The 26654-nt window shown below is 55.0% G+C and carries 24 protein-coding genes and 1 pseudogene; 15 read left to right on the forward strand and 10 right to left on the reverse strand.

From position 1 onward, the window contains the following. Positions 1–219 precede the first annotated feature (219 nt). Positions 220–651, forward strand: a complete 432-nt coding sequence (locus tag G340_RS0115640) for a hypothetical protein (RefSeq protein ID WP_154653248.1) — start codon at positions 220–222, stop codon at positions 649–651. Between the two features lie 555 nt (positions 652–1206). On the opposite strand, the gene G340_RS0115645 is transcribed toward G340_RS0115640, so the two are convergent. From G340_RS0115645 to rpmH, 9 genes are all read right to left on the reverse strand, one after another. Then, complete coding sequence (locus G340_RS0115645; protein WP_020074582.1) at positions 1207–2031, reverse strand: ParB/RepB/Spo0J family partition protein; 825 nt, start codon at positions 2029–2031, stop codon at positions 1207–1209. A 109-nt stretch (positions 2032–2140) separates the two neighbouring features. After that, the gene (rsmG, locus tag G340_RS0115650; protein WP_020074583.1) at positions 2141–2854 is read right to left on the reverse strand and encodes a 16S rRNA (guanine(527)-N(7))-methyltransferase RsmG; all 714 of its coding nucleotides are present in this window, start codon (positions 2852–2854) and stop codon (positions 2141–2143) included. Beyond that, a complete protein-coding gene (gene mnmG, locus G340_RS0115655; protein WP_020074584.1) occupies positions 2851–4737 on the reverse strand; it encodes a tRNA uridine-5-carboxymethylaminomethyl(34) synthesis enzyme MnmG in 1887 nt (628 codons plus the stop codon). Before mnmG ends, rsmG begins: the two co-directional genes overlap by 4 nt. Before the next feature lie 108 nt (positions 4738–4845). Continuing rightward, positions 4846–6231, reverse strand: coding sequence for a tRNA uridine-5-carboxymethylaminomethyl(34) synthesis GTPase MnmE (gene mnmE, locus G340_RS0115660; RefSeq protein WP_020074585.1), 1386 nt, complete (start codon positions 6229–6231; stop codon positions 4846–4848). A gap of 77 nt (positions 6232–6308) precedes the next feature. Continuing rightward, a complete protein-coding gene (jag, locus tag G340_RS0115665; protein ID WP_020074586.1) occupies positions 6309–7181 on the reverse strand; it encodes an RNA-binding cell elongation regulator Jag/EloR in 873 nt (290 codons plus the stop codon). Between the two features lie 33 nt (positions 7182–7214). Beyond that, a complete protein-coding gene (locus tag G340_RS0115670) occupies positions 7215–8327 on the reverse strand; it encodes a YidC/Oxa1 family membrane protein insertase (RefSeq protein ID WP_020074587.1) in 1113 nt (370 codons plus the stop codon). A 116-nt stretch (positions 8328–8443) separates the two neighbouring features. Continuing rightward, positions 8444–8701 carry a membrane protein insertion efficiency factor YidD gene (gene yidD, locus G340_RS0115675; protein ID WP_020074588.1) on the reverse strand — a complete coding sequence of 86 codons (258 nt, stop codon included), beginning with the start codon at positions 8699–8701 and terminating at the stop codon, positions 8444–8446. Further along, positions 8698–9033 (reverse strand): ribonuclease P protein component, encoded by a 336-nt coding sequence (rnpA, locus tag G340_RS0115680; protein ID WP_020074589.1) that lies wholly within the window; start codon positions 9031–9033, stop codon positions 8698–8700. Before rnpA ends, yidD begins: the two co-directional genes overlap by 4 nt. Before the next feature lie 82 nt (positions 9034–9115). Then, positions 9116–9250: a 50S ribosomal protein L34 gene (gene rpmH, locus G340_RS0115685; protein ID WP_020074590.1), complete on the reverse strand. Its 135-nt coding sequence runs from the start codon at positions 9248–9250 to the stop codon at positions 9116–9118. 634 nt (positions 9251–9884) lie between these two features. Here rpmH and dnaA point away from each other — a divergent pair. The 12 genes and pseudogenes from dnaA to G340_RS17165 all read left to right on the forward strand — a co-directional run bounded on the left by dnaA (position 9885) and on the right by G340_RS17165 (position 21947). Then, a complete protein-coding gene (gene dnaA / locus G340_RS0115695) occupies positions 9885–11198 on the forward strand; it encodes a chromosomal replication initiator protein DnaA (protein ID WP_027104041.1) in 1314 nt (437 codons plus the stop codon). Between the two features lie 339 nt (positions 11199–11537). Continuing rightward, positions 11538–12644 (forward strand): DNA polymerase III subunit beta, encoded by a 1107-nt coding sequence (dnaN, locus tag G340_RS0115700; RefSeq protein ID WP_020074593.1) that lies wholly within the window; start codon positions 11538–11540, stop codon positions 12642–12644. A 16-nt stretch (positions 12645–12660) separates the two neighbouring features. Beyond that, positions 12661–12873, forward strand: a complete 213-nt coding sequence (locus G340_RS0115705) for an RNA-binding S4 domain-containing protein (RefSeq protein WP_020074594.1) — start codon at positions 12661–12663, stop codon at positions 12871–12873. After that, the gene (gene recF / locus G340_RS0115710) at positions 12870–13973 is read left to right on the forward strand and encodes a DNA replication/repair protein RecF (protein ID WP_020074595.1); all 1104 of its coding nucleotides are present in this window, start codon (positions 12870–12872) and stop codon (positions 13971–13973) included. The genes G340_RS0115705 and recF overlap by 4 nt, the downstream gene beginning before the upstream one ends. An 11-nt stretch (positions 13974–13984) precedes the next feature. After that, entirely contained in the window at positions 13985–14257 is a 273-nt protein-coding gene (remB, locus tag G340_RS0115715; protein ID WP_020074596.1) for an extracellular matrix regulator RemB, read from the forward strand. Between the two features lie 48 nt (positions 14258–14305). After that, the gene (locus tag G340_RS0115720) at positions 14306–14716 is read left to right on the forward strand and encodes a hypothetical protein (protein ID WP_020074597.1); all 411 of its coding nucleotides are present in this window, start codon (positions 14306–14308) and stop codon (positions 14714–14716) included. 36 nt (positions 14717–14752) lie between these two features. Continuing rightward, positions 14753–16696, forward strand: coding sequence for a DNA topoisomerase (ATP-hydrolyzing) subunit B (gene gyrB / locus G340_RS0115725; protein ID WP_020074598.1), 1944 nt, complete (start codon positions 14753–14755; stop codon positions 16694–16696). Positions 16697–16752: 56 nt separating this feature from the next. Then, positions 16753–17391, forward strand: coding sequence for a hypothetical protein (locus G340_RS0115730; RefSeq protein WP_020074599.1), 639 nt, complete (start codon positions 16753–16755; stop codon positions 17389–17391). 50 nt (positions 17392–17441) lie between these two features. After that, on the forward strand, positions 17442–18020 hold the full coding sequence (locus G340_RS0115735) for a YcxB family protein (RefSeq protein ID WP_020074600.1): 579 nt from the start codon (positions 17442–17444) through the stop codon (positions 18018–18020). Then, a complete protein-coding gene (locus G340_RS0115740) occupies positions 18017–18577 on the forward strand; it encodes a YcxB family protein (RefSeq protein WP_020074601.1) in 561 nt (186 codons plus the stop codon). Before G340_RS0115735 ends, G340_RS0115740 begins: the two co-directional genes overlap by 4 nt. After that, positions 18578–21127 (forward strand): DNA gyrase subunit A, encoded by a 2550-nt coding sequence (gene gyrA / locus G340_RS0115745; RefSeq protein WP_020074602.1) that lies wholly within the window; start codon positions 18578–18580, stop codon positions 21125–21127. Positions 21128–21528: 401 nt separating this feature from the next. Continuing rightward, a pseudogene (locus G340_RS17165) lies at positions 21529–21947 on the forward strand (YjdF family protein). 36 nt (positions 21948–21983) lie between these two features. On the opposite strand, the gene G340_RS0115760 reads toward G340_RS17165, so the two are convergent. Next, the gene (locus tag G340_RS0115760; protein ID WP_020074605.1) at positions 21984–22709 is read right to left on the reverse strand and encodes a DUF3870 domain-containing protein; all 726 of its coding nucleotides are present in this window, start codon (positions 22707–22709) and stop codon (positions 21984–21986) included. Positions 22710–23475: 766 nt separating this feature from the next. Here G340_RS0115760 and G340_RS0115765 point away from each other — a divergent pair. Beyond that, on the forward strand, positions 23476–25068 hold the full coding sequence (locus G340_RS0115765; RefSeq protein WP_020074606.1) for an N-acyl-D-amino-acid deacylase family protein: 1593 nt from the start codon (positions 23476–23478) through the stop codon (positions 25066–25068). 191 nt (positions 25069–25259) lie between these two features. Next, positions 25260–26591, forward strand: coding sequence for a TRAP transporter large permease subunit (locus G340_RS0115770; protein ID WP_020074607.1), 1332 nt, complete (start codon positions 25260–25262; stop codon positions 26589–26591). Positions 26592–26654 lie beyond the last annotated feature (63 nt).

A 26654-nucleotide genomic window follows, 5' to 3' on the forward strand; every position in this document is an offset into this window, starting at 1 on the left:
ACTCGTTCCCCGCTTCTCTTACATGATTTATAAAATCGACACAGAAATCGGATGTCTCAGAACCGCTAAAAGGTCTTTCCTTCGGATACCGATGGTCTGTGCTCTATCAGCCGCCAAAAGCTGCACTGTGGAATATTATAGCACTCTTTTTTTATGAGATAAAGTGTTTTTGGGTAAAAAGTGCTTGTTTCACGTGGAACAACGGCTTGTTCTGCTGGTATGGGACGTTCTCCACATTTTCAACCGGTTTTCCACTTTGCTGTGGAAAACCGGTTGATGTTAAAAGAGTTTTTGTATGCTGCTTTCCCCGCAAGAAAAAGTGGAAAATTCTTGCAGTGTAAAGTGCACTCTATGGCACTCTGCTTTTATGTTGTAAATACTTCTGCTCCTGACTTAAAAAAATCGGGTATGTATTCCGGCCCATCTTTCGCTGCGGGGGATTTTTTCGGTGCGTTTTGTTTCTCAGGCCGAAGCAGCTATCTTCTTTTTATTTTCCGTATGAAAGTGCAAGTTTTCAGCGGATGCCTCCGCGTAGGATTCCGCTTGCACGGGCTTCCCCCTTGGCGGACGCTACCTTTCGTGAAAGAACGAAAAGCAGCAAAGGCCTTCCAAAGGACACCTTTGGAATTCGTGTTGGAAACGGCGCCCTAACTGTGAAAACGATATGTTACTGAAAAGGCGTTTTCATTGAAAACGCCCACTCTCCGAGTTAGTTCTGGAATCAGGCGCAGCTGTCTCGACTGTTGGCGGGCATTTTTAGAGTGCTCTCGTTGGCTCGCTGTTTTTTCGTGCGGCTTTGCCGCATTTTAGATTGTGAGTAACTTATTCTCTTTTGCGAAGCTTTTGAAAAAGCAAACCGAACAAAATCTAACGACTATTTCTATTTCGCTAAACGAAAACGGAATTCCATCTGTTTTCTCTTGTCAGGCGAATGGGCGCTTTTCATACAACTCTTATCCAGTCGTTTTAATGCGTTTTGGGGCCGTTCTCAAAAATGGATTTTCAAAAGGTCCTTGAGCGAATCTCAGCTTTCTATCTTTTTGTGGAAACACGCGCGAGTGAAAAGCCATACATGCGCCGCGTAAAAATACTTTCTAACGCCCAAACCCTTTCCCGAATACAGCAAACGGACGGAGCTTTCGCTCCGCCCGTTTGCTGTGGAAAATAAATAAGGGAATGGGGAAATTCCTTGTAAGCTGAATTCATTCAGGCAGGCCTGCGCTTATTCGCAACCACCTGCTCCTTCGGAATGCGCACCACATACTCGATAAACTCCTCTGTTTCGCGGTTCTGTTCTACCGCGTCGATTCCAGACTGGCGCATGGTGTCTACCGCGTGCCGAATTGTATTCAGAAACAGCCGTACATCCTTAATCACAAATGTGCGCTTGTTTTTCACTGTCTGCGGCTGTGTGCTGCACTCCATTTCATCATTCACGAGCTCTTCCGTTTGGCGAACGTTCAGATTCTCATTGATTATTTTATGCAGCAGCCGGGTGCGAACCTCTTCTCCTTCAATTCGCAGCAGCGCACGCGCGTGGCGCTCAGTCAGGCCCGCGTGAGAGATCATGGCGCGCTCGGTTTCTGAAAGGCGGAGCAGCCGGAGCTTGTTCGCAATTGCAGACTGGCTCTTCCCCAGCCGGGATGCCGCTTCCTCCTGCGTGACGCCCCACTCTTCGATCAACCGGCGGATTCCTTCGGCTTCTTCAAAGATTTGCAGATCCTGGCGCTGCAGATTTTCAAGAATGGCGTAAATTGCGGACTGCTGCTCATCGCACTCCACCAGAATGCACGGCGCGGTTTTCATCCCGGCCATAAAACAGGCGCGCAGCCGGCGCTCCCCGGCGATCAGCTCGTAACCGCCCGCCACCCTGCGTACCGTCAGCGGCTGCAGAAGACCGTTGGCCCTGATACTGTCGGAAAGCTCCTGCAGCTCCCGCGGCGCGAAAAAACGGCGCGGCTGTGACGGATTGGACCGGATTTGATTGAGTGGGATTTCATTTACCCGCTTCTTTTCCTGAAAGAAGAACAAAACGCCGCCCCCCTGCTTGTCTGTTTTTTTCAGAATAACACAGGAGGCGGCGAATGTTCTGTTGAATTATGACTTGTACAAATCATTTTTTTATCCGGATTTATGGCTGTTAAAGGGGAGATTTCGCAATTTTTGAGCCGTGGCGCGGATATTTGTCGGACGTAGCCGCTGTTTTGCGGCAAATAATAATATTCCGTTCGCTGCCGTCCGGCAAAGCAAACGACCGCGTACTCTCCGCGTGCGCGCCCAAAATCGAAATCGCTTTTTTTGCGGCAGCCGATTCCTCCGTGGCACCCGGGCCCTTCATTGCCGCAAAAACACCGCCGGGCCGCACAAACGGCAGGCAGTATTCACACAAAACCGGCAGTGGCGCAACAGCGCGCGCGCACGCCAAATCAAACTGCCCGCGCAGCTTCGGCTGACGCCCGCCCTCCTCCGCCCTCGCGTGAATCAGCTCGGCGGAAAGACCCAACGCGTCGCACACAGCCTGTAAAAAATTCAGACGCTTCTGCAGGCTGTCGAGCAGGGTCAGACGAACATCCGGCCGGTACAGCAGCAGGGGAATCCCAGGAAAGCCGGCGCCGGTTCCGACGTCGATCACCTTTGCCTGCTCGGGAATCTCAACGGCCTTCAGGAGCAACAGGCTGTCCAGAAAATGCTTTTCCACCACCTGCTGCAGTTCCGTGATGGCAGTCAGGTTCATTTTTTGATTCCATTCCAGCAGCAGCTCCATGTAAGTTTGAAAGGCCTTCGCCTGCTGCTCGTTGATGGAAAGCCCATATCGCGCGGCAAGCTCGATCAAATTCTGTTCTATATTCGTCACAGAACGGCTTCCTCCTTCCCTTCCTGCCGGGCCAGCCAGATCAGCAGCACCGAAATATCTGCCGGGCTCACGCCGGAAATACGGGAGGCCTGCCCTATGCTTGCCGGCCGGATTTTTTGCAGCTTTTCCCGTGCTTCAAGCCGAAGGCCGGTGATGCCGGTATAGTCCAGGCCCTTCGGGAGCAAGCGCTGCTCCAGCCGGCGCATTTCCGCAATATCGGTTTTCTGGCGGCGGATATATCCCTCATACTTGATCTCAATCTCCACATTTTCGAGCACGGCGGCAGGCAGCGAGGGCCGTCCGGAATCCACCGGGGCCAGTACCTCATAGTTCAGTTCCGGGCGGCGCAGCAGATCAATCAGGTGTACGCCGGTGGAAACCGGTGTTGTTCCACGTGAAACAAGAATCCGGTTCAACTCCTCCGTGGGAGAAAGCACCGTTTGCTCGGCGCGTTTTCGCTCCTGCTCCTTCATTGCCTGCTTTTTCTGAAAGCGCGCAAAGCGCTCGTCGCTGATCAACCCCAGTTCATGTCCCAACGGCGTCATACGCTCGTCCGCGTTATCCTGCCGCAGCACCAGGCGGTATTCCGAACGCGAGGTCATCATACGGTAAGGGTCGCTGACACCCTTGGTGACAAGGTCGTCTACCAGCGTGCCGATGTATGATCCCGCGCGGTCGAGGATAATCTGTTCTTTCTGCCGTGCGCGCCGCGCTGCGTTGATTCCCGCCAAGAGGCCCTGCGCGGCGGCCTCCTCATAACCGGAGCTGCCGTTGAACTGCCCCGCGCCGTAGAGGCCGGGCAAATCCTGAAATTCAAGCGTGGGGTCGAGCTGCAGGGGGTCGACGCAGTCGTACTCGATGGCATAGGCGCAGCGCATGATCTCCACGCGCTCAAGGCCGGCAATCGTGCGGTAAAAGGCAAGCTGCACCTCCTCCGGTAAAGAGGATGACATCCCCTGTAAATAGAGCTCCTCGGTATCCATGCCGCAGGGCTCAATGAACAGCTGGTGGCGCTTCTTATCGGTAAAGCGCATGATTTTATCCTCAAAGCTGGGGCAGTAGCGCGGCCCCACGCCCTCAATCTTCCCCGCGTAGAGCGGCGAGCGATGTATGTTCTTCAGAATAATCTCCTTGGTAGCGTCATTTGTCCACGCAATATGGCACACCGCCCGATTCTTTGGGGGCTCGGCGGTATCGTAGGAAAACGGGACAACCGGCTCGTCTCCCTCCTGCACCTCCAGGCCGGAAAGATCAATGCTCGAGCGCAGCACACGCGCGGGCGTTCCTGTTTTAAAGCGGCGCAGGCTCACCCCCAGCTTTCGCAGCGGTTCCGACAAAAACGACGCCGGGAACAGGCCGTCCGGCCCGCTCTCATAGGCGACATCTCCCACGTAGATTTTGCCGCTGAGATAGGTGCCCGTAGCGAGCACCACGCATTTTGCGGTATAGCCCGCACCCATGCGCGTCACTGCCTGCCAGGAGCTGTCTTCATTGCGGAACAGGTCCACAATCTCACCCTGCTTGAGCTGCAGATTCGGCTCGAGCTCGAGCTTATGCTTCATGATTTTGGAATATTCCCGCCGATCGATCTGCGCGCGCAGGGAATGCACTGCCGGGCCCTTGCCCAGATTCAGCATTCGGCTCTGAATGGTGCAGGCGTCCGCCGTCTTACCCATTTCGCCGCCAAGCGCGTCAATCTCACGCACAAGGTGGCCCTTCGCCGTTCCCCCAATGGAGGGATTGCACGGGCAGTTGCCCACCGCGTCGAGATTGATGGTGAAGACCACCGTGCGGCAGCCGAGCCGCGCGGAAGCCAGGGCCGCTTCAATTCCGGCGTGGCCCGCGCCGATTACAATCACATCGTATTGATCTGCCTGATACATCGTTATTTTGCACCTGATTCCTTTCCGCCCCACAGGCGGTTACCTGATAATTTTTCCATCCCTCTGGCGAACTCACTTTCAATGCGGCAAGTTCGTCCAGCCCATTCTTTATTTGCCGACACAGAAATGGGCAAATACCGCGTCCACAATCTCATTGGTCGCACGCTCTCCGGTCAGCTCCAGCAAAGCGGAAACCGCGCTCTCCACCGAAACGGTCACCGCGTCAAGCGTCATACCCACGGTTAACGCGTCCATCGCCTCTTTCAGGCATTCCCTGGCGCGGCGGGCGGTATCGCGCTGGCGTTCGGTGAACAGGATTCCCTCGGAGGGATTCAAATCTGCCGTATGAAGAAGCTGTTCCACCGCCTGACGAAGCTCGGCAAGTCCATCTCCGCTTTTCGCAGAAATATATACATATTGTTGAAATCGTCTTGTTATATACTCAGTGTCTATTTTTTGTTGCAAATCACTCTTATTGATTACCGCGATCGCGGGCGTTCCGGACAAACGGGAAATCATCTCCCGATCCTCCTGCGTCAGCGGCGAAGAGGAATCGAAGACCGCCAGCACCAGCTGCGCAGTGCTCAGGCGGTCTTTGGCACGGCCAACCCCAATGCTCTCCACCGGGTCGTCCGTTTCGCGCAGGCCCGCCGTATCCGCCAGACGCAGAGGAACGCCGCCGAGCAGCACCGTTTCCTCCACAATGTCGCGCGTGGTGCCGGCGTACTCCGTCACAATGGAGCGCTCACACCCCGCCAACAGGTTCATCAGCGTCGATTTTCCGACGTTCGGGCGGCCGACAATCACCGTATCGACCCCCTCGCGCAGCACCCTCCCGGCATCGAACTGGTCGAGCAGGCGCGTGAAGTCGTCCTGCACGCCCTGCAGGGAATCCCTGAGATTCGACTCGTCCAGCTGCGGAATATCCTCCTCCGGGTAATCCGCCCACGCAGAGAGATGGGCCGCGATGGCAAGCAGCTGCTCCCGGCTTCCCTGAATCCGACGGTAGAGCGCGCCCTCGCGGGCCGCGCGCGCGGTACGAAGCGCCTGCGCGCCCTGCGCGCCGATCAGCTGCATCACTGATTCGGCCTGCGTCAAATCCATCTTTCCGTTCAGGAAAGCGCGGCGGGTAAATTCGCCCGGCCCGGCCGGGGAAGCGCCCGCCGCCAGAACGGAATCGAGCACGCGGCGCAGAAGGTACAGCCCGCCGTGGCACGAAAGCTCCACCACATCCTCGCCGGTGTAGCTGTGGGGCGCTATAAACACAGTGGCCACCGCTTCGTCGAGCCGCTCTTCCGGCTGACTGCCAAAGCGGCAAACCCAGCCATACAGGGCGGTATAGCCCGCAACCTCCTCAATGTTCTGTCCTCTGGCCGAAACGAACACGCGGCCCGCAATCTGTCGCGCGCCGGGGCCGGAGATCCGGATGACGCCAATTCCGCCGGGGGCCTGTGCAGTCGAAATCGCCGCAATGGCGGAAGCATTCTGTTTCATGATTCTCTCCTTTTATACCACAAAAAGCGGCTCGTTTTACGAACCGCTTTTCTTTCGTTCTTATCCTAGCGAAAAAGTCACTCTTCCTTTTTCGTTTCCACTTTGCTGTACAGAGGGCTGTTGCCCTTTTTTACCGGGCGGCCGTCTGCGGGCTGCGAATAAGAGTCCCTCTGATCCTGTGCGGGCCGTCTGTCTCTGAAATCTCGCGAAGGGGAACGGCCGCCAAAGTTTTTATTTCCGCCCTGCGGCCGTGCGCCACGATCCTTGTGGAAGTCCCTTCCGCCGCGCGATCGGTCGTTCGGCCGGCGGAACGCGGGGCGCTCGCCGCCCTCGGGGCCGATCACCACATGGCGCGCCAGATCCTCTCCCTCACTCCAGGATTTCACGCCCTCAACCTCCTGCACCGCCGTGTGAATAATGCGGCGCTCGTAAGGGTTCATGGGCTCAAGAGAGCAGTTGCGCTGGGTTTTGAGTGCTTTTGCAGCCATCTTTTTGCCGAGCGCTTCGAGCGTTTCTTTTCGCTTCTCCCGGTAATTGCCGATATCGAGCGTGATTCTGTAATAGGAATCCTCCACATGATTCGCCACCAGACCGGAAAGATACTGAAGAGAATCGAGGGTTTCTCCCCTGTGGCCGATGATAAAGCCGATGTCGTCGCCGGTGAGGGTCAACAGGGCACCATTCTCCTGCTCGGCGATGGCAATCTCTACCGAGGGAATGCCCATCTGCCTCAAAACCTGTTTGAGGTAATCCGCGGCCGCCTCTGCGGGTCCGGATTTAATAAACGCGCGTACTTTCGCGGGTGCGCCGCCAAAAAGGCCGAATTTCTTTTTCTCGGGAAGCTCCAAAATCTCAAATTCCGCTTCGTGTGATTCTACTCCGAGCAGCTTGCAGGCCTCTTCAAACGCCTGCTCTACGGAATCTCCCGTTGCAATCGCTTCTTTAACCACCTTCGCACCTCCAAATATTGAATCAGAAAACCGCTATTTTTTCTTTCCAAGGTAGCTGTCTTGGCCACCTGTGGATTTTCCGCTCTTCTTTTTCTGGCCGGATTCTTTTTTCACCGCAGGCTGCTCGTCCTTCCGGCTCTCCTGCAAATCGGATTTTCCCGCAGAAAACTGGCGAAGATGCGACGGCAGCGGCTCTTTTGCCGCTTCCTCCAGCTCCAGCAGCGCAACACGCTGCGCCTCCGCCTTTGCGGTAAGGGATGCCGGACTGAAAAACGCATGAACCAAAAGCACCTGAATCAGGCTGGTGAGGGTAGAAATAATCCAGTAAAAGCCCACCGCCGCGGGGACGGACATGGCAAACACGGCAGAAATGGCCGGCAGGCCGTACAGCATCCACTTCATACAGCCCTGCTGCTGCTGCTGCATTGCGGGCTGTAAACGGGTTGTAATTATCTGAGTTACGATAGAGGAGACAAGGCACAAAACGGGAATCAGCCACAGATTGGTCTGGAACATGGATACGAGCTTCCCAAAAAAGCTGGTAACCGAGGTGTCTGTGGGAGTGCCGAGAAGGTTCAGCCCCAAAAAGTTGAAGCCGGAGCTGAGTGACTGTATTTTTGAAAGCTCGTCGTCCGTGAACATCGTCAGATAAGGGCGAAGCACGGAGAAATGACGAACAATTTCCATTTCATTGTAAAAGCCGTTCTGGTACGTGAACGAACCGCTGATGCCGGGAACGGTCTGCAAAATTGAAACGGCCTGGGTTACAGCCTCTTTCCCAAGGTGCAGCGCGTTGGAGAGAGGATTGATCACCGTGTAGTACAAACCGATCATGATTGGAAAAGGAATCAGCATGGGCAAGCAGCCGCTGGCGGGGTTGTACCCCTCTTTTTCATACAGCTTCTGCATTTCTTCGTTCATCTTTATCCGGTCGTTGCCATATTTCTTCTGCAGCTCTTTTTGCTTTGCAGAAAGCTTCGTATTGGCCGCCATCGATTTTTGCTGATTGATGGAGAACGGGAACATCACGATTTTCAAAACAACGGTAAACAAGATGATGGCTACACCGTAATTTTTAAAAATCTGATAAAATATCCACAGCAGATACCCCAGAAAACTGCCGAAAAAATTGCCTATCGCTACCATATAAAAACCTCTCTGTATCAAATTTCAATCCGCGCTCCCCGTGCGGGAGCAACACGTGATGGAGCTATACGAAAGGCAAACAGCAAAATCGCGCGAAGCAACACTGCGGCACGCTGTTATTTTCCTTTGCTGAAAAGCCTGCCGAGCAGGCTTTCTCCCCGCTCCGGAACGGGATCGTATCCCCCGGGGTGAAACGGATTGCAGCGAAGAATGCGCCAAACGGCAAGCAGCGTTCCGCGAATTGCGCCAAACCGTTCAATCGCCTGAATCGCGTAGGTGCTGCAGGTGGGAACAAAACGGCAGCTTGGCTGCCTTTTCATCGGCGAAATCCATTTCTGGTACCCACGTATCATTGCAATAAAAATGCGTCTCATTTTAAAACACCGGCCTGAGATAAATGCTTTCGCATATCGCAGAGGATGTCCGTACTTTTGACAAACGGTGTTTTTGCCCGCGCCACAAAGACCAGATCGTATCCGCCCGAAAGCTCCGGCAGCAGCTGCCGGGCCGCTTCGCGGATGATGCGGCGGGAACGGTTGCGCTTTACGGCGTTTCCCGTTTTTTTGCTGGTGGTAATGCCCACCCGAATACAGTGCGCGCGGTTTTTCAGAACATAGGTGACCAGAATCGGCGACACAAAGGACTTGCCCCTCGCGTAAGCACGGCGAAAGCTGCTGTTTTCACAAATCGGGACTATTTCGCTCATTGTGAAACCTCAACCTCCCCTATCCGGCCCTTCTGAAAAACAAAACAAAGAAAGGCCACACTGCGGTGGCCCTTTCAAAGCTTCAGTAAGACAAACGCGCTCTTCCTTTGGCCCTGCGGCGCGCCAAAACTTTGCGGCCGTTTTTATCGGACATTCTCTTTCTGAACCCATGCTCTTTTTTTCTGTGGAGCTTCTTAGGCTGATAAGTTCTCAGCATGAAAAACCCTCCTTTCGGGTACAAACCTTGCAATTTAGCATTATAGCCTAATCACAGGCAAACTGTCAATAAAAAAATACAAATCCGCCCGATTTCGCTTTTGCACCATCATACCATACAACAGCCCAAAAAGAAAGCGATTTTGCCATAAATTTTCATGGTATTTTTTTTTCGACCTTTTTCCTTCTCCGCTGCGGCCCCGTACCGATGCGGCGTCAATGCAGGGGGCGCCCTTTGCAACAATGTTCTGGCCGGCTCACCGTGCAAAAAAACAGGCGCAAAAAACGCAAAATGAGTCAAAAAATGGAAACCCTATTGATACTGCGCCTCCTCCCGTCCGAAAATATCCTCCTGCCTGTTCTTTCCAGTGAATTTTAAAAAACAAAAATATCCACAGTCCCTCAACATATTGTGAAAAGCCAGAGGCGGCGCCAATATTTTCGCAAAGTTTTTCACAATCCTGTTGATAAGGTGTTTAAAATGATTTGAAAATTTTTGATCTTTATGCTATTATTATGTTAATTATCCGTGTATAACCGAGTTTGCATTTCGCACGTCGTGTTTGTCTGATCCGTTCAGGCGGCAGCTCGGTTTTTCTTTATTTTTTATCTCACCGAAAGGTATGATTGTTTTTATGGAATCCTTTACCGAAGCCTGGGGCCTTGTCTGCGATTTCTGCAAAGCCCGCATCACAGAGGTGGCCTACACCACCTGGATCCACCGGATCCGCCCTGTCAGCCTGGATTTTAACAAGGGAATTGCCGTGCTGGAGGTTCCGAATGAATTTCACCTTCAAACCCTTACCCGGTGCTACACTTCTCTTCTTCAGGAAGCATTCAACGAAATCTTCGGCGAAGGCATTCAGATCCAGCTCTGCACCCCCGAGCAGCTGGTGCAGAACAAAAAGCCGGACGCCGTGCCGCTTTCAAAAGACGACTACGAGTACACCTTCGACACGTTCATCGTAGGCCCATCCAACAAATTCGCGCACGCGGCCTCCATGGCGGTGGCGACGAAGCCCGCAGTGCTGTACAACCCCCTGTTCATTTACGGAAACTCGGGCCTTGGCAAAACGCACCTGCTGTACGCCATTTGCAACGAGATTTCAAAGAATTACCCCCAGATGAATATTATCTATATTAAGGGAGACGAATTCACCAACGAGCTGATTGAAGCGATCCGCCGCGGTACCACCGTCGAATTCCACCAGCGCTACCGCAAGGCGGACATCCTTCTCGTGGATGATATTCAGTTCATCGCGGGCAAGGATTCAACGCAGGAGGAATTCTTTCATACCTTTAATACGCTGTATGAGGCGAAAAAGCAGATCGTGCTCACATCCGACCGGCCGCCGAAGGATATCGCCACGCTGGAGGAACGGCTGCTGACCCGCTTTGAGTGGGGCCTGACCGCCGACGTGCAGCCGCCGGATTTTGAAACGCGCATCGCAATCATCAAAAGGAAGGCGGAGCTGCTCGAAATTGATCTGCCCGACAACGTAGCCGAATATATCGCGAACCGCCTCAAAAACAACATCCGTCAGCTCGAGGGCGCCGTCAAAAAGATGAAGGCGTACTATCTGCTGGCCGGCGAAGCGCTGAGCGTCTCCACCGCGCAGGCGGCGATCAGCGATATCATCAACAATCACCAGCCCGCGCCGATGACGATCGAAAAGATCATCGAAGAGGTGGCCCGCACGTTCGGCACCTCCCCCGAAGACATCCGCTCCCCCAAGCGCTCTGCCAATATCTCCTCCGCGCGGCAGATCGCCATGTATGTGGTGCGCGAGATCACCCAGCTGCCCATGACCTCCATCGGCGAGGCGTTCGGCGGCCGCGATCACTCCACCGTGGTCTACGCGATTCAGCAGGTGGAGAAGAATATCGGCCGCGATCCGAAAACGCGCGACACCGTTCAGGACATCATCAAAAATATCCGCGATCGGTAACGGCGTGATTACTCACTGTATTATTACAAATAGTATAATTTAAAAAGTGGAGAACGCCTCCACTTTTCCACAAATCAGGGGAAAACCCGATTTTTCTCTGTGAATTCTTTTAAACTTCTTTTCAACATTCCCCACAGAGTTTTCAACAGCCTGTTAAAACTCAAAAAATCTCTCTATACTCTCAACAAATACTCCACAATGGGTTCTGGAAAACAAAATGCTCCCCACACCTTGGTGCTCCTCACTTCTCACAGCTTTTCCACTTTTCAGAATCCCCTACTACTACCGCTAAATCATATCTACCCTTTCTACTCTAAATAACGTAAGGTGGTAAGAACGATGAAGATACTATGCGACCGCAAGGAATTGGTGGAAGCAGTGTTGAATATTCAGCGGGCCGTTTCCTCCAAATCCTCCATTCCCGCTTTGGAAGGAATCCTTTTGCAGACAAAAGGATCGGATTTGTTTCTGTGCGGCTATGACCTGGAGATGGGCATGACCACGACGCTGCCGGCCAAAGTGGAGCAGGCGGGCAGTGTTGTGCTCTCCGCCCGTCTGTTCGGCGATATCGTGCGTCGCCTGCCGGGCGACGATGTTTCGCTCTCGGTCGACGAAAAGAATGTGGCTTCGATTCTCAGTGGGGCCAGCGAATTTTCCATTGCGGGCATTCCAGCGGAGGAATACCCCGAGCTGCCTTCCGTTTCGGGTGAAACCTCAATCGAGGTGCCGAACGGGATTCTGAAAAGCATGATCCGCCAGACTCTGTTCGCCGTTTCTGAAAGCGATATGAAGCCGGTACATACCGGAACGCTGTTCGAGCTGAGTGAAAATCGACTCTGCCTGATTTCTGTGGACGGTTACCGCCTCGCGGTTCGCGAGGAGCCGATCGCGTGCGATCAGGACACCAGCTTCGTTGTTCCGGGAAAAACCCTATCGGAGGTATTAAAGCTCCTCCCTGATAATGAAGAAAATCTGGCGCTGTCGATCGGCCGCAGGCATATCCTGTTCCAGATCGGCAGCTATACGCTGATTTCGCGCCTGCTCGAGGGAGATTTTCTCGATTACCGAGCGGCGATTCCGGCTTCTCACACAACAGAAATTCTGGTAAAAACCAGAACCTTTATTGAAAGCGTGGAGCGCGTTTCGCTCCTGATTACAGACCGCCTGAAAAGTCCGCTACGCTGCGTATTCGACGACAACCGGATTCAGCTCTCCTGCTCCACGGCGATCGGCCGTGCCAGCGATGAGCTGGAAGCGCAGAGCACCGGCGGAACGATCGAAATGGGCTTCAACAACCGCTATCTTTTGGATGCGCTGCGCAACACCGAATGCGACGAGGTGAAAATACAGCTCAGCGGAGCGCTCAGCCCCATGAAGGTTGTCCCGAAGGACGGCGGCAGCTTTTTGTTTCTGGTTTTGCCGGTTCGGTTGAAGAGCGGCGTTTGAGCGCGTAGGAGGAATTATGGAAATCATTTCAATTGATACGGAATTCATCCGTCTGGATGCGCTACTGAAGTTGGCAGGCGCGGTGGAAACCGGCGGCCATGCCAAGCTGGCCATTCAGAACGGAGACGTTCTGGTCAACGGCCAGGTTTGCACCATGCGCGGCAAAAAGATGCGCGGTGGCGACCGGGCGGAATATCAGGGCAGAATCTACGAGGTGAAAACCCTGTGATCGTCAGCCGGCTTTCGTTTTTACACTACCGCAATCTGCACGAGGGGGAGTTTCTGCCGGATCCGCGCATGAATGTGATCTTCGGGCAGAATGCGCAGGGCAAAACCAATTTGCTTGAGGCGCTGTGGCTGTTTACGGGCGGCCGGTCGTTTCGCGGCTCGCGCGACAGCGAGCTGATCGCCTTTGGGCAGGACGCGGCGCGGCTGCAGATTGCTTTTTTCAGTGAAGAGCGCGACCAGAGCGCGGTTCTGACGATTCAGAACAAAAAACGCTCCGCCGCCGTTAACGGCGTGCCGTATGGCGGCGTGATGGAACTGGTGGGGAAATTCCGGGCGGTGATCTTTTCGCCGGAACATTTGTCGCTGGTAAAGGACGGCCCTGCTTTGCGCCGCTCCTTTCTGGACGGCGCGCTTTGCCAGCTCCGCCCGGTGTATGCAAAGCTATTGTTTCAGTATAACCGGGTATTGCAGCAGAGAAACGCGCTGCTGAAGGATATTCCCCGCCACGCCGAGCTGCTAGACACGCTCGAAATCTGGGACGAAAAGCTCGCCCAGCGCGGCGCGCGGCTGATTTTGGAACGGAGCGAATATGTGCGCCTGCTTTCGGAGCCGGCTCGGCGGGTTTACGAGGGAATTTCGGGTGCACGGGAGCAGTTTTCCGTTTGCTACCGCACGGTTTCCGGCGGAGAGCCGCAGACGGAGGAGCAGTGGTGCCGGCATTTACTCGGTCTGCTTGGCAGCTCCCGCAGGGAGGATCTTTCCGCGGGCTTTACGACGGTTGGCCCGCACCGGGACGATCTGGAGATTCTGGTGGACGAACGGCAGGCGAGAAGCTTTGGCTCGCAGGGCCAGCAGCGCTCCTGCGTACTGGCGTTAAAACTGGCGGAGGCGGAGCTTTTGCAGACCCTTTCCGGCGAGGCGCCGGTGATCCTGCTCGACGACGTGATGAGTGAGCTCGATTCCGGCCGACAGGATTTTCTCTTGCATCAGCTTGGAGAAAAGCAGGTGTTTTTAACGTGCTGCGACCCCGAAACGGCAGCCCGCTATTCCGGCGGAGGAAGATTTGAGATGGAGCAGGGACGGCTAACCGTCCGGCAGTAAGGATGTGTTTTATGTATCTCCACCTGGGGCAGGACACCGTCATTCAGACAAAAGACATCATCGGGATTTTCGATCTGGAAAATTCCACGATTTCAAAATATACCCGCGAATACCTTGCAAAAGCGGAACGGAGCGGCAGAGTGATCAATGTCAGTATGGAAATGCCGAAATCCTTTGTGCTTTGCTGTGACAAATCGGAACAAATAACGGTCTATATTTCGCAGATTTCTTCCACCACGCTGCTTAAACGGAGCAGGTTTATGGAAAACCTTTCCAATGTGTAGCGAAGTGCCGAACGGCGGAAGAAAACAGGAAAGGAATGGCGAAGGCCTATGAAGCTGCAATTGCCGGTTTGCCCCCACTGTGGGCAGAAGGTCGGTTATGTGAGAGCTTGGTTTTTAAAGCAGGAGGGCGAATATCGCTGCCCAAACTGCGGCGGATTTTCCGGTGTGTTTTTGAGTACCGCGGCGCCGATGTTCGGTTCCGTCGCGGTTGTGATATCGGTTGTGATATTTCTGTTGCTCCGCCTTCTTACCGGCGGTCTGCCGTTCTACGGAGTGCTGCTCATGTCGCTCCCCTACGCCCTGTTCTTTCTCGCTGCCCCGTTCCTCGTCCGGCTGAGAAAGCCGGGCGTGCGCAAACGGCCCCCGGCTCCGCCGCGGCCCGGTACACCGCCGCCGCATCCTCCGGGCAGCCGCCCCGGCCAGGGCCCCGACGCAAACCATTCGTTCAGACGCTTTTAATTGATTACAATCTGTTGATATATAGGAGGGTTCTACTTGGAGTTTAGTGAAATCACGCAAACTGACCAAAATTACGATGAAAATCAAATACAGGTTCTCGAAGGCCTTGAAGCAGTGCGGAAACGCCCCGGTATGTACATTGGTTCCACCGGGCCGCGCGGTCTGCATCACCTGGTGTACGAAATCGTGGACAACGCCATCGACGAAACGCTGGCCGGATTCTGTGACCGCATTGTGGTCAAGATTCTGCCAGGCAACATCATCAGCGTGGAGGATAACGGCCGCGGTATTCCTGTGGGAATTGAGCACAAAACGGGCATCCCCGCGGTCACGGTCGTATTTACCATCCTGCATGCCGGCGGTAAGTTCGGCGGCGGCGGATACAAGGTGTCCGGTGGTCTGCACGGCGTTGGCGCGTCGGTGGTCAACGCGCTTTCCGAATGGCTGGAGGTAGAGGTTTTCACCGAAGACGGCGTTTACAGCCAGCGCTTTGAGCGCGGCGTGGCCGTAACACAGCTGACGAGAACGGGCGACAGCGACCACACCGGCACCGTAGTGCGCTTTCGGCCGGATGCGGAGATTTTTCAGGAAAGCACCGAGTTTGAATACGATATTCTGCAAAACCGCCTGAGAGAACAGGCGTTTCTGAATGCGGGCGTTCACATTGAGCTCGACGACGAGCGTAACCCGGAGCATCTCGTTCACAACGTGTACCAGTATGAGGGCGGCATTCGCAGCTTTGTCGAATACCTGAACAAAAAGCGTTCCCTTGAGGTCATTCACGAGGATGTGATCTATTTTGACGCCGTCGCGGCCGACGACAGCGCCACCGCTGAGGTTGCGATGCAGTACAACAGCAGCTACAACGAGCTGATGCTGTCGTTTGCGAACAATATTCACACCACCGACGGCGGCACGCATGAGGACGGCTTTAAGCGCGCCTTAACCAGAATCATGAACGACTACGCCCGTAAATATAATATTCTGAAAGAAAACGATAAAAATCTTTCCGGTGAGGATGTGCGCGAGGGTCTGACGGTCATCATCAGCGTCAAGCTGAAGGAGGCCCAGTTTGAGGGCCAGACAAAGGCGCGCCTCGGCAATACGGAAATCGCCGGCCTCGTTTCGCAGATGATGAGCGACAAGCTGACGACCTACCTCGAAGAGAATCCCTCCGTCGCGCGCGCGATTTTCGATAAGGCGCTATCCGCCGCCCGGGCGCGTGAGGCTGCCAAAAAGGCGAGGGAGCTGGTTCGCCGCAAATCGGCGCTCGAATCCGCCGCGCTCCCCGGTAAGCTTGCGGACTGTCAGTCCCGCAACCCGGAGGAAACCGAAATCTATATCGTTGAGGGAGATTCCGCGGGCGGCTCCGCCAAGGGCGGGCGCGACCGCAAATTTCAGGCGATCCTGCCCCTTTGGGGAAAAATGCTCAACGTGGAGAAGGCCCGCCTCGACAAGGTGTACGGCAACGAAAAGCTGATGCCGGTCGTCACCGCGCTCGGCTGCGGCCTTGGCGAGGAATTCGACCTGAGCAAGCTTCGCTACGGCAAGATCATCATTATGGCCGATGCCGATGTCGACGGCTCGCATATCCGCACGCTGCTGCTCACGTTCTTCTTCCGCTTTATGCGGCCGCTGGTGGAGCAGGGGCACATTTACCTGGCGCAGCCGCCGCTGTATCGTATTACCCGGGGAAAAATTCACCGGTATGCATATTCCGACAAACAGCGCGACACCATTATGGCGGAGCTGGGCGGCACCAATTACGACATTCAGCGCTATAAGGGCCTTGGTGAAATGGACGCCCAGCAGCTTTGGGAGACCACCATGGACCCGGCGACCCGCACCATGCTCAAGGTGGAGCTGGAGGATGCCGCGGCGGCGGACGAAACCTTTACCATCCTGATGGGCGACAAGGTGGAGCCCCGCAGACTTTTTATTGAGCAAAACGCCAGGTTTGTTTCAAATCTGGATATTTAACCCGCCGACGCCTGGTTTGGGCGCCGACCAAACAACAATCGGGAGGAAAATCAGAAATGGATGACAATCATCGAACCCGGTCCAATGAGATCGACCAGGCGGAACAGGAAGAAACCGCGGAACCTCCGCAGTCGGGCCATTCCCAAACGCTGAATCTGGTGGCGGACGAAGACGCCGCCGAATATGAGGAGCAGCAGACGGGCGTACGTTTTTCGTTTGTGCTTCGGCGCGAGGAATTCTACGAGGCGCTCAGGCGGCAGGAAAGCCACAGCCCCGCTTACAAAAAGAAGGTTCGCTGGCTGATGCTGGTCGGCGCCGTGGTTGTGGTCTGCCTGATTCTTGGAATCGCCATGCCGCAGGAGGGCGGACGGCTGCTGCGGGTTGCGCTTCTGGGCGCGCTGGCAGGCTTTTTCGTGTGGGTTTCGCCGCGCTTGCGTATAAACGGAATGGCAAAACAGCTGACGACGGGGGAAGAGATCAATGTGGCCGTTTACCCGGATGAGGTTGCGATTGCGGTGGGAACCAACCACTGGAACATACCGCTGGACGATACGGCAAAGATGGATTTGACCCAGCAGCTGATTCTGCTGCACAGCGAAGGGCGCAGCCTGGTGATCCCGCAGCGCAGCATTGACCCGGCGATTCGGGCGGATGTGCTCGCGATCCTCACGGCAGGCACGCAGAAATATGAATGAGCAAAAGAGTCGGGCCAAAGAGGTAACTTTCGGAAAAGGAGGCGGCGAAAATGGCGGAGCTTTCACGCGAAGCCCCGGTTTTGGTTCTGGAGCAGCAGCTCAGTGCGGAAGATTATGCACAGGCGGCTTTGCTGTATGAAAATACGCTGTTCCCTTTTCGCCGGTACTGGGTGCGGGCGGGAATCTGCGTCTGCGCGGCCGTGCTGGTAGCGTCGGCAATCCCGTGGTATTTGTCACAGTTCGCCACGGCGGTTGTTCCGATTTGTGCGGTGGTATTCTTTCTGGCGCTCGCACTGTATTTCTGGCGGGATCAGCCGCGCCGGCGTCTTCACGGCGCGGTGCTGCAGTTCTGCAGCAGCAGGCTGCTGTGCCTTCCTGGCAAAATTTCGGTTTATCAAAACGGAATTGTGCTGGAAAACGACGCGGAAATGCTGAGTGAATTCTGGACCGATTTTTCCGGCTGTGTGGAAGGGCACGCATATTATGTGCTTTGGGGCGGCATTTCCCGCCCGCTGCTCATTCTGAAAAAGAGTGTGCTTTCCTCCGAGCAGAAAGAGCGCCTGAGCGCTCACCTGAGGAGTACGTTTGCCGGGCGCTGCCGCCTGGCAAACGGCGGGAGATTCCGATGACCCGGCGGGAGCAGGGCGGCCACCAGGCGGTGGTCAGCTTTCTTCTGACCCGAGAGGATTATGTAAACAGCAAACAGGCCGCGGCGCGAGCGGCCTGCCGCCCGGCGGAAATTCATTTTCTTCGCTGGGCCGGATTCCTTTTGGTGGTTACCGGCATTGTACTGCGCGTCTTTTTCGCGGTAAACGGCTACAGCCGGGTTCTCTCTACCCTGACGGTACTGCTGGGCACGGCGATCGGCTTCGCCATCGATAGCTGGCAGCCCGCGCTGATCCGGTATCAGGCGCAGCGGTACTACGACACGCACGGGGAGCGAATGCTGGCCCAGACAATGATATTTGACGAAGAAACCATGTCCATCCAAACGGACCGATATCGGGTGCAGCTGCCCTATTCGCACCTGTACCGGGTGTATGAGGATGGAAAGATGTTTTTATTATATACGGCACAAAACGAGCTTTGGGCTCTGCCCAAGCGGGCGCTGCCCCCCTGGGACCTGGTAAAGGTTCGGGAGCTTTTGAAACGGAACGAAAATTACAAGCGGGAAGGTGTCCGATAAATGGAGGAAATGCAAACAAACCGGGTGATTAACGTTGACCTGGAAAAAGAGATGAAACAATCCTTTCTGGATTATTCCATGTCGGTAATTATATCGCGCGCGCTGCCCGATGTGCGCGACGGCCTCAAGCCGGTACACAGAAGAATTCTGTACACCATGTTTGAAAACGGCCTGATGCCGGAAAAGGGCTACCGCAAATGCGCGGATACGGTCGGCGCCGTGCTGGCCCGGTATCACCCGCATGGTGACGCGTCGGTTTACGACGCTCTGGTGCGTTTGGCACAGGATTTTTCGATGCGCTATATGCTGGTGGACGGCCACGGCAACTTCGGTTCTGTGGACGGCGACCCGCCTGCCGCCTACCGTTATACCGAGGCGCGTCTCGGCAAGCCCGCCGTGCGCATGCTCACCGATATTGAAAAGGACACGGTCGATTTTCGCCCGAACTACGACGACCGTTTGAAAGAGCCTGTGGTTCTGCCGGTTCGGTTCCCGAATATTCTGGTCAACGGCTCTACCGGCATCGCCGTGGGCATGGCGACGAACATTCCGCCGCACAACATGGGCGAGGTGATCGACGGCCTGTGCGCGCTGATCGACAATCCCGACGCGACGATGGAAGAGCTCATGGAGCACATCAAGGGGCCGGATTTTCCCACCGGCGGCATCATCATGGGCCGCAGCGGAATCCGCGCGGCATACGGTACCGGCCGCGGCCGCATCATCGTGCGCGCCCGCGCCGAAATCGAAGAGGAAAAGAACGGCCGTTTCAAGATTGTTATTTCCGAGCTGCCGTACCAGGTGAATAAGGCCCGGCTGATTGAAACCATTGCCGATCTGGTAAAGGACAAGCGGATCGAAGGAATCTCGAATATTGAGGATCACTCTGACCGCAACGGCATGCACGTCGTCATCGACATCAAGCGCGACGCATCGCCGCAGATTGTGCTGAACCACCTGTATACCTACACCCAAATGCAAACCACCTTCGGCGTCATCATGCTCGCGATTGTGGACGGCGAGCCGAAAACTCTGACACTGAGGGAAATTCTGCAGGAGTATATCCGTTTTCAGGAGAGTGTTATCGTTCGCCGCACGCAGTTCGAGCTGCGCAAGGCGCAGGAGCGCGCCCATATTCTGCGCGGTCTGCAGATCGCGATCGATAATATCGACGAGGTGATTTCCATCATCCGCAGCTCCAAGTCCATCCCGATAGCGAAAGAACGCCTGACCGAGCGCTTTGAGCTGGACGACATTCAGACCCAGGCGATCGTACAGATGCCGCTGGGCCGCCTGACCGGCCTCGAGCGCCAGAAGCTGGAGGACGAGCTTGCCGCGCTGATGGTCAAGATTGCCGATCTGGAAGATATTCTCGCCAATGTTCCCCGCCAGCTCGCCATCATCAAGGAAGAGGCTCTGGCGGTCAAGGCCGAGTTCGGCGACGAACGCCGCACCGAAATCGCGACGATCAGCGGCGAGGTCGATATTGAGGACCTGATCCCGCAGGAAGAGTGTGTTCTGACCATGACGAACTTCGGCTACGTCAAGCGCCAGAAGGTGGATACGTACCACATTCAGCGCCGCGGCGGCCGCGGTGTGTCGGGCATGACACGCCGTGAGGAGGATGTGGCGACCGAAATGTTTGTCATCAACAGCCACGATTACGTGCTGTTCTTCTCGAATCTGGGCCGTGTGTACCGCCTGAAATGCTACGAGGTGCCGGAGGGCTCCCGCACCAGCAAGGGCATTAATATTGCGAATCTGCTGCCGCTTTCCTCCGGAGAAAGTGTCACCTCCATGGTTCGCGTGCCGGAGTTCGACGAGGAAAGCTACCTTGTCATGGTTACGAAAAACGGCATCATCAAGCGCACCGCGCTCAGTGCCTACAATACGGCCCGCAAGGGCGGCGTGATCGCCATCGATCTCGACGAGGGCGATTCGCTGTGCTGGGTTCGCCGCACCGACGGCAACCGCGAAATGCTTGTGGCGACGAAAAAGGGTATGTGCATTCGCTTCCGCGAAACGGATGTGCGTGCGATGGGCCGTACGGCCCGCGGCGTAAAGGCCATTACGCTCAAGGAAGGCGACTGCGTTACCGGGCTTTCCACCATCCGCGAGGGCGGGATGGTGCTCACTGTATCCGAAACCGGCTACGGGCGTCTTTCCCCCATCACCGATTACCGCACGCAGTCCCGCGGCGGTAAGGGGCTGCTGAACTACCACGTGGAAAAATACGGCGACGTGGCGTCCATCAAGGTGGTTGACCCCGACGACGACGTGATCATCATTTCTTCCGACGGCGTCATCATCCGCATTCATGCGGCGTCAATCCGCGTTTGTGCCCGCCCGAGCAAGGGCGTGCGCGTCATGCGTGTGAATGGCGTGGAGAACCGCGTGGTCACTCTGGCCAGAGCACCGCACGACGACGAGGAAGAAACCGACGACTCCCTGATTGAGGACGACGGCTCTGCCGAAAGCGCCGAAGACCTGGTGGAAGAAGAGGTTCTCGACGAGGCGGTACCCGAGGATGGGGAGGCTCCCGAGGAATAACCCTGCACTGCCCCGTTTTCCAGCAGCTTTCTGCACTTTCTGAAAAAACAGCGCCTGTTTCCGGCGGTTTGCCGGAGCGGGCGCTGTGTTTTTTGTTATTCAGGAAAGTGTTTTTTACCGCGGAGGACACAGAGAAGTTTTTTTATCAATTTCACCCACGGAGCAGAGAAAAAAAGCAACCCCGGACAGAAAAGCAAACTGGCGAAAAATAAAATTCTGTGCGGCCTCGCCGCACAGGCCGTAAAGAAAAGCCTTTGACATTCTCCACCGCCAACGCTACAATAAAACTGCAAAGATAAAAACACAGTCCCGGTTGGTAGTCCGGGCGCGGCGAGAGCCGTCAGTAACCTGCCTCCTTGGTTGTCCGTTCTTTGCAGGGCACAATAAAAGGAGGATGTACGATGGAACGGATTTTTTCCAGGCTGACCGTGTATTTTGAGAACCCCTTCTGGGTGGGAGTTTACGAACGGGAATGCGGAGACGCGTACGAGGTGTGCAAAATCACGTTCGGGACAGAGCCAAAGGACTATGAGGTATATGACTTTCTGCTCAAAAGCTATCCCCGGCTTTTGTTCGGCCTGCGCCGACCGCGGAGGCGGTTTCTGAAAAAATCAGGAACCCGAAACGGATGCAGAGAGAAATCAGCCGGCAGCTTCGCCCGGCCGGGGTGGGAACAAAGGCGCAGCAGGCATTGCAGCAGGCCAGGGAAGAAATGAAAACGAAACGCAGAGCCGTCTCTGCCGAACAGCGGGAAGCTGAAAAAAATCAACGGTATGAGCAGCGAAAGAAAAATCGCAAAGAAAAGCACAGGGACCACTGAGCTCCTGTGCTTTCTGTATGGCGGCATCTTTGCGGTTTATGGATTCTGCGCGTTCTTTTTCTTTTCGTTTTCCAGCTTCCAGTTGAGCACTTTATTGTTTGCGTCCCGCAGAATCGTAATCACCGCGCGGTTGGAATCCTCCCAGTACTGATCCTGAATCCGCCGTATCATCTCGTCCAGCTCCGTATAAAAGCTCAGGCCCAGAATCAGGTGCGATAAAAATTCGGAGGTTTTGGGGCAGATGGTGTTGAACTGCATGTCCAGAATCTCACCAGTGGTTGTTTTGATCAGGAACGAGCCGATCAGCAGCTGGTTGCCGATGACAATGGGGTTTTTATTGACCGCTTTGGAAAAGCCCACCACGCAGATCGTATCTTCTTTGTGTCGCACAACCGTTCCTCCCTTTTTATGGGTTTCTTTGATAAGATTCTCACGGCCCATTTGCCGCAGCCGATCGGTCACCTTTGCCAGCGCATCCTTCATGCACACGATCAGCGCGCGGCGGGAAAGGCCCCAGTAGCGGCTTTGAATATTTTCCATAATCTGAGGGATGTCCGAATATAAACAGTAGCCCACCAGCAGGCTTTTTATAAAGTTGCGGGTGGTACTGCAAATCATGTTTACCTCTGCGTCCACAATCTCACCGGTCTCCGGCTCAAAGATCAAAATGACCAGAAGCCGGTCGTAATTAACGGCAATCGGATTGTCCGGCGTAGGTCTTGCCACACCGGTTACATACACCAGACCGCTGTTTTTTTTCATCCTGTTCCCTGCCTTTCCATTGACCGCCCGCAAAGCGCTTTACAGGCTCAAACTGCTTTTAGGGTAGCATAGGAAAGGCGCAAAGTCAATCGCCGTACAGAGCATTTTGAAAGGCACTGTCACCATATGAAATGAAAGTTATAGAAATGTAAAATTCATTCATAAATTGGTCATAAAGTTAGTTGCGGTTAATAATATTGATTTTTTTAGAGAATATGTGTTATATTTTGAAGATTTATTATAATTTATTGATACTTCATACGAAATAGCGGATTAAGTATTGACGGCGCGATTCAACTGTGGTATTAATATATGCAAGACTTCTATTAAAAAATTTTTTCCAAGCTTCTGCCGCCCGTTCGGAAAAGGGCATCCGAAACAACCTTTTCGGATTGAGCTTTACCGAATGGACGGCAAACCACACACAATGAAATCATGACTGACAAAGGCAAATGATTTGATTTACAGAGACCGGGTCTCCCCCGGTTTCAAAGTAAAAAGGATCCTAATGCGTTGCAATTTATTTTGTGACTGTTAGGGTCCTTTTGCGTTCCTATAGGGCGATTCTCTCGCACTGCCGTGCCAACGGAATGAACCTGACGGAAAAGATGAAATCTGTGCTTTCAATGCCTAAGACAAAAACAGTCAACTGACCGGGCAAGGAATAGACTTTCACATGTTTTAATATGCTTGCCCGTAAGGGACGGTACGACGGGCGCGCGGTGCGAAAGCCCGGCGCCAAATATTAACGGGAGGTGTTTTGGTTTTGTATGATCTGGTGATCAAGAACGGAATACTGGCAGACGGTACGCGCGCCAAACGAAAGCGGGCGGATCTCTGCATTGAGGGCGGAATAATCGCCGCTGTCTGTGAGCGGTTTGAGGGGGAAGCAGGGCAGGTGCTGGATGCGCACGGGCAAATCGTCGCGCCCGGGTTTATCGATATTCACACGCACTCCGACGCAAGCCCTCTGATTCAGGATTTTGAGCCGCAGGCAAAGCTGTTTCAGGGAGTTACGCTCGAAATTACCGGCAATTGCGGGGTTTCCACCATTCCGAGCAACGACCGGTACCGCAAAGAAATCAACCGCTATTATCAGGGGACGCTGGCGATTCCGATGGGGGCTCTTGAGCTGCGCGAGGACTCTGTTTCAGATGTGGCCAAACGGGCCAAACTGGCGCCGCCGTCGACCCATTACGGCATGCTGGTTGGCCACGGCACGCTGCGCGGCAGTGTGATGGGCTTTGGTCTGCGCGACCCCGAGCCGGCGGAGCTGGAGCAGATGGAGCAGGTGCTCGACCGCGAGATGAAACGGGGCGCGTTTGGCATGTCGCTGGGGCTGATTTACCCGCCGAGCAGCTTCGGCAAGGTAGACGAAATAGCGGCGCTGGCCAAGGTGGTAAAGCGGCATAACGGCATTGTTTCGGTACATATGCGCAGCGAGGGCCCGCGGATCTTCGAGGCCGTGGACGAGATGCTCGAGGTGACCCGCCGCTCCGGTGTACACCTGCAAATTTCGCATTTAAAGCTGATGGGCAGGCCGCAGTGGGGGCGTGCGGAAGAGCTGCTGCAAAAACTGGAGGACGCTCGCGCCGAGGGACTCACCATCACCTGCGACCAGTACCCGTATACGGCTACCTCCACCAGTCTGACGGCGCTTTGCCCAAAATGGGCGTTCGACGGCGGATTGCAAAAGCTGGTGGAACGGCTCGAGGAGCCGACGCCTCGGCTCCTTTCCGAAATCCGCGCCGAAATGGAGAACCGGGGCGGAGCCGAGGCGGTGATGATCGTCTCCACCATGGACCATATGCCCGAGGCCAACGGCAGAAATCTGGCGGAGCTGTCAGAGCTTTTGGGCTGCCCGCCCGAAGAAGCGGCGGCCCGGTGCCTGGTAAAGAGCCAGGGCTCTGTGGCCTGCAACTATTTCTGCCTGAATCAGGAGGATATGCTGCGCCTCATGAAGGATATGCGCATTGCGGTGGGCAGTGACGGCGTCAACTACCCGTTTGACAGCGCTGTGATGGATGTAGAGGTGCACCCGCGCAGCTACGGTACCTTCCCCCGTTTCCTCCAAACGGTGCGTGAGCACCGGCTGATGCCGCTGGAGGACGCGGTATATAAGATGACCGGACTGCCTGCGGAGATTCTCGGCCTTACCGACCGCGGCGTAATCGCGCCGGGCAAAGCGGCGGATCTTACCGTATTTGACGAAAACGCCGTGGAGGATCGCTGCACCTATCTCGATTCCAACCAAAAGCCGGCGGGGATTACCCATGTGATTGTCGGAGGGGTTCCTGCCCTGAAAAATGGGGAACGCACCGCTTCCAAAACCGGAAAAATTCTTCTGCACACAACATAAATATGGTATTGCGGCAAAGAAGCGTTCCGTTTGCTTCAGAATGCTTTTCATTGTTGAGAGTGGCCGTCCTGCTTTTTCTTATTTTTTCATTGCCAATAGGGCGTTCTCTTGCAGGTGGGAACAGAACTGAGATTGGGTTTCTCACGCCGTCCATTGCCGGTATGGCATCAGAATAGAAGGAGGTATATTTTATGGAAATGGGTAGCTGGGCACTGTTTTCCGCCCCATCCCTGCTGGCACTGCTTCCCCTGGTCGTTTACATCGTAATGGTGTTTATGGGGAAAGACAACACCTCTGGCATCATCGTGGGTATCGCCATCGCGGCGATCATGATGGGCCAGAACCTGAAAATGCTGGCCGCGGCCTTCGCGCAAAGCCTTGGCTCCACCACGGCGCTGATCGGTGTCATTATTATGACCGGCGCCGGGCTCGGTGTGCTGATGACGGAAACCAGAGTCACCCACACGCTGGTGTACTGGATCGTCAAGGGCATCGGCGTGAACACGCAGACAAAGGCAAAAATTGCCCTGATTGTCTGTTCCATTCTCATCTGCGGCCTGCTGGGAACGCTTGGCGGGGGGAATGCGGTCATCGCCCCCATCATGATCCCGGTTATGGCGTCGCTCGGCATCACCCCTACCGTGGTGGCGGCCCTGTTTAAGGTATCCGGTGAAATCGGCCTGATCTTGGGGCCGCTGACCGGCGTGACCCTCATCACGATGGAAGTGACAAAGCTATCTTACAGCCAGCTGATGCTCGGCGCTGCGCTGCCGTTTTCCCTCTTCTGGCTGGGCGGCATGTGGTTCGCGGTAAAGCGTACCCAAAAGCGCACCGAGGGCAAAGAGAAATATGAGCTCGGCGACGGCATCACGAATCTGGACGATATCGTGATCACCCCGAAGGAGCGCCTGACCACCATCGCGTTTTTGGCCTCCTTTGTGCTGCTGGTCGCGTATGGAATCATGACCAAGCAGGGCACCAACTACGCTTTGATCGTGATGATCCTGCTGGCGGTTGTCATCAGCCTGTTTGCGCGAATCAACATCGACCATGCCGTCAGCTCTTTGTGCAAGGGAATCGCTAGCCAGGCGCATATGTTTGTTGTGTTCGTCACCATCGACGTTCTGCTGAATCTGATAACTCTTGGCGGCGGTTTCGAAGCGCTTTCCAATTTGCTGGGCAACGTTGCGGGCGACAGCCCCACCGCGGTCATGCTGATCGCGTCGGTTGTCGGCGGCTTCGGCATTGAGGCGGCGGCCGTGGCTGAAATCAAGATCATTGCCGAGATGTTCGGCGCGGCGGCAGTTTCTGCGGGCCTGCCGATGAGCATGTTCGCAATTTCGATTCTGGCTGCGACGCGCCTGACCGGCTCCGTGTACCCCACCACCAATATGATCGGCCAGCTCGGCATCGCGCACTCCAACAACACCAAAGAGATGCTTCAGGCCTCGTGGATCGCTTCGGGAACCGTTGTGGTGTTCATCCTGATCTGGGCATTTATCGGGCCGATGATTCTAACATAAGCCGATTCCTTTTCATGGCTCAAAACAGCCATAACAGAAAATTCTCCTACAGAAAGGGCTGCG

Origin of the sequence: Faecalispora sporosphaeroides DSM 1294 (assembly GCA_000383295.1) — a bacterium.
Classification (GTDB): Bacteria; Bacillota; Clostridia; order Oscillospirales; family Acutalibacteraceae; genus Faecalispora; species Faecalispora sporosphaeroides.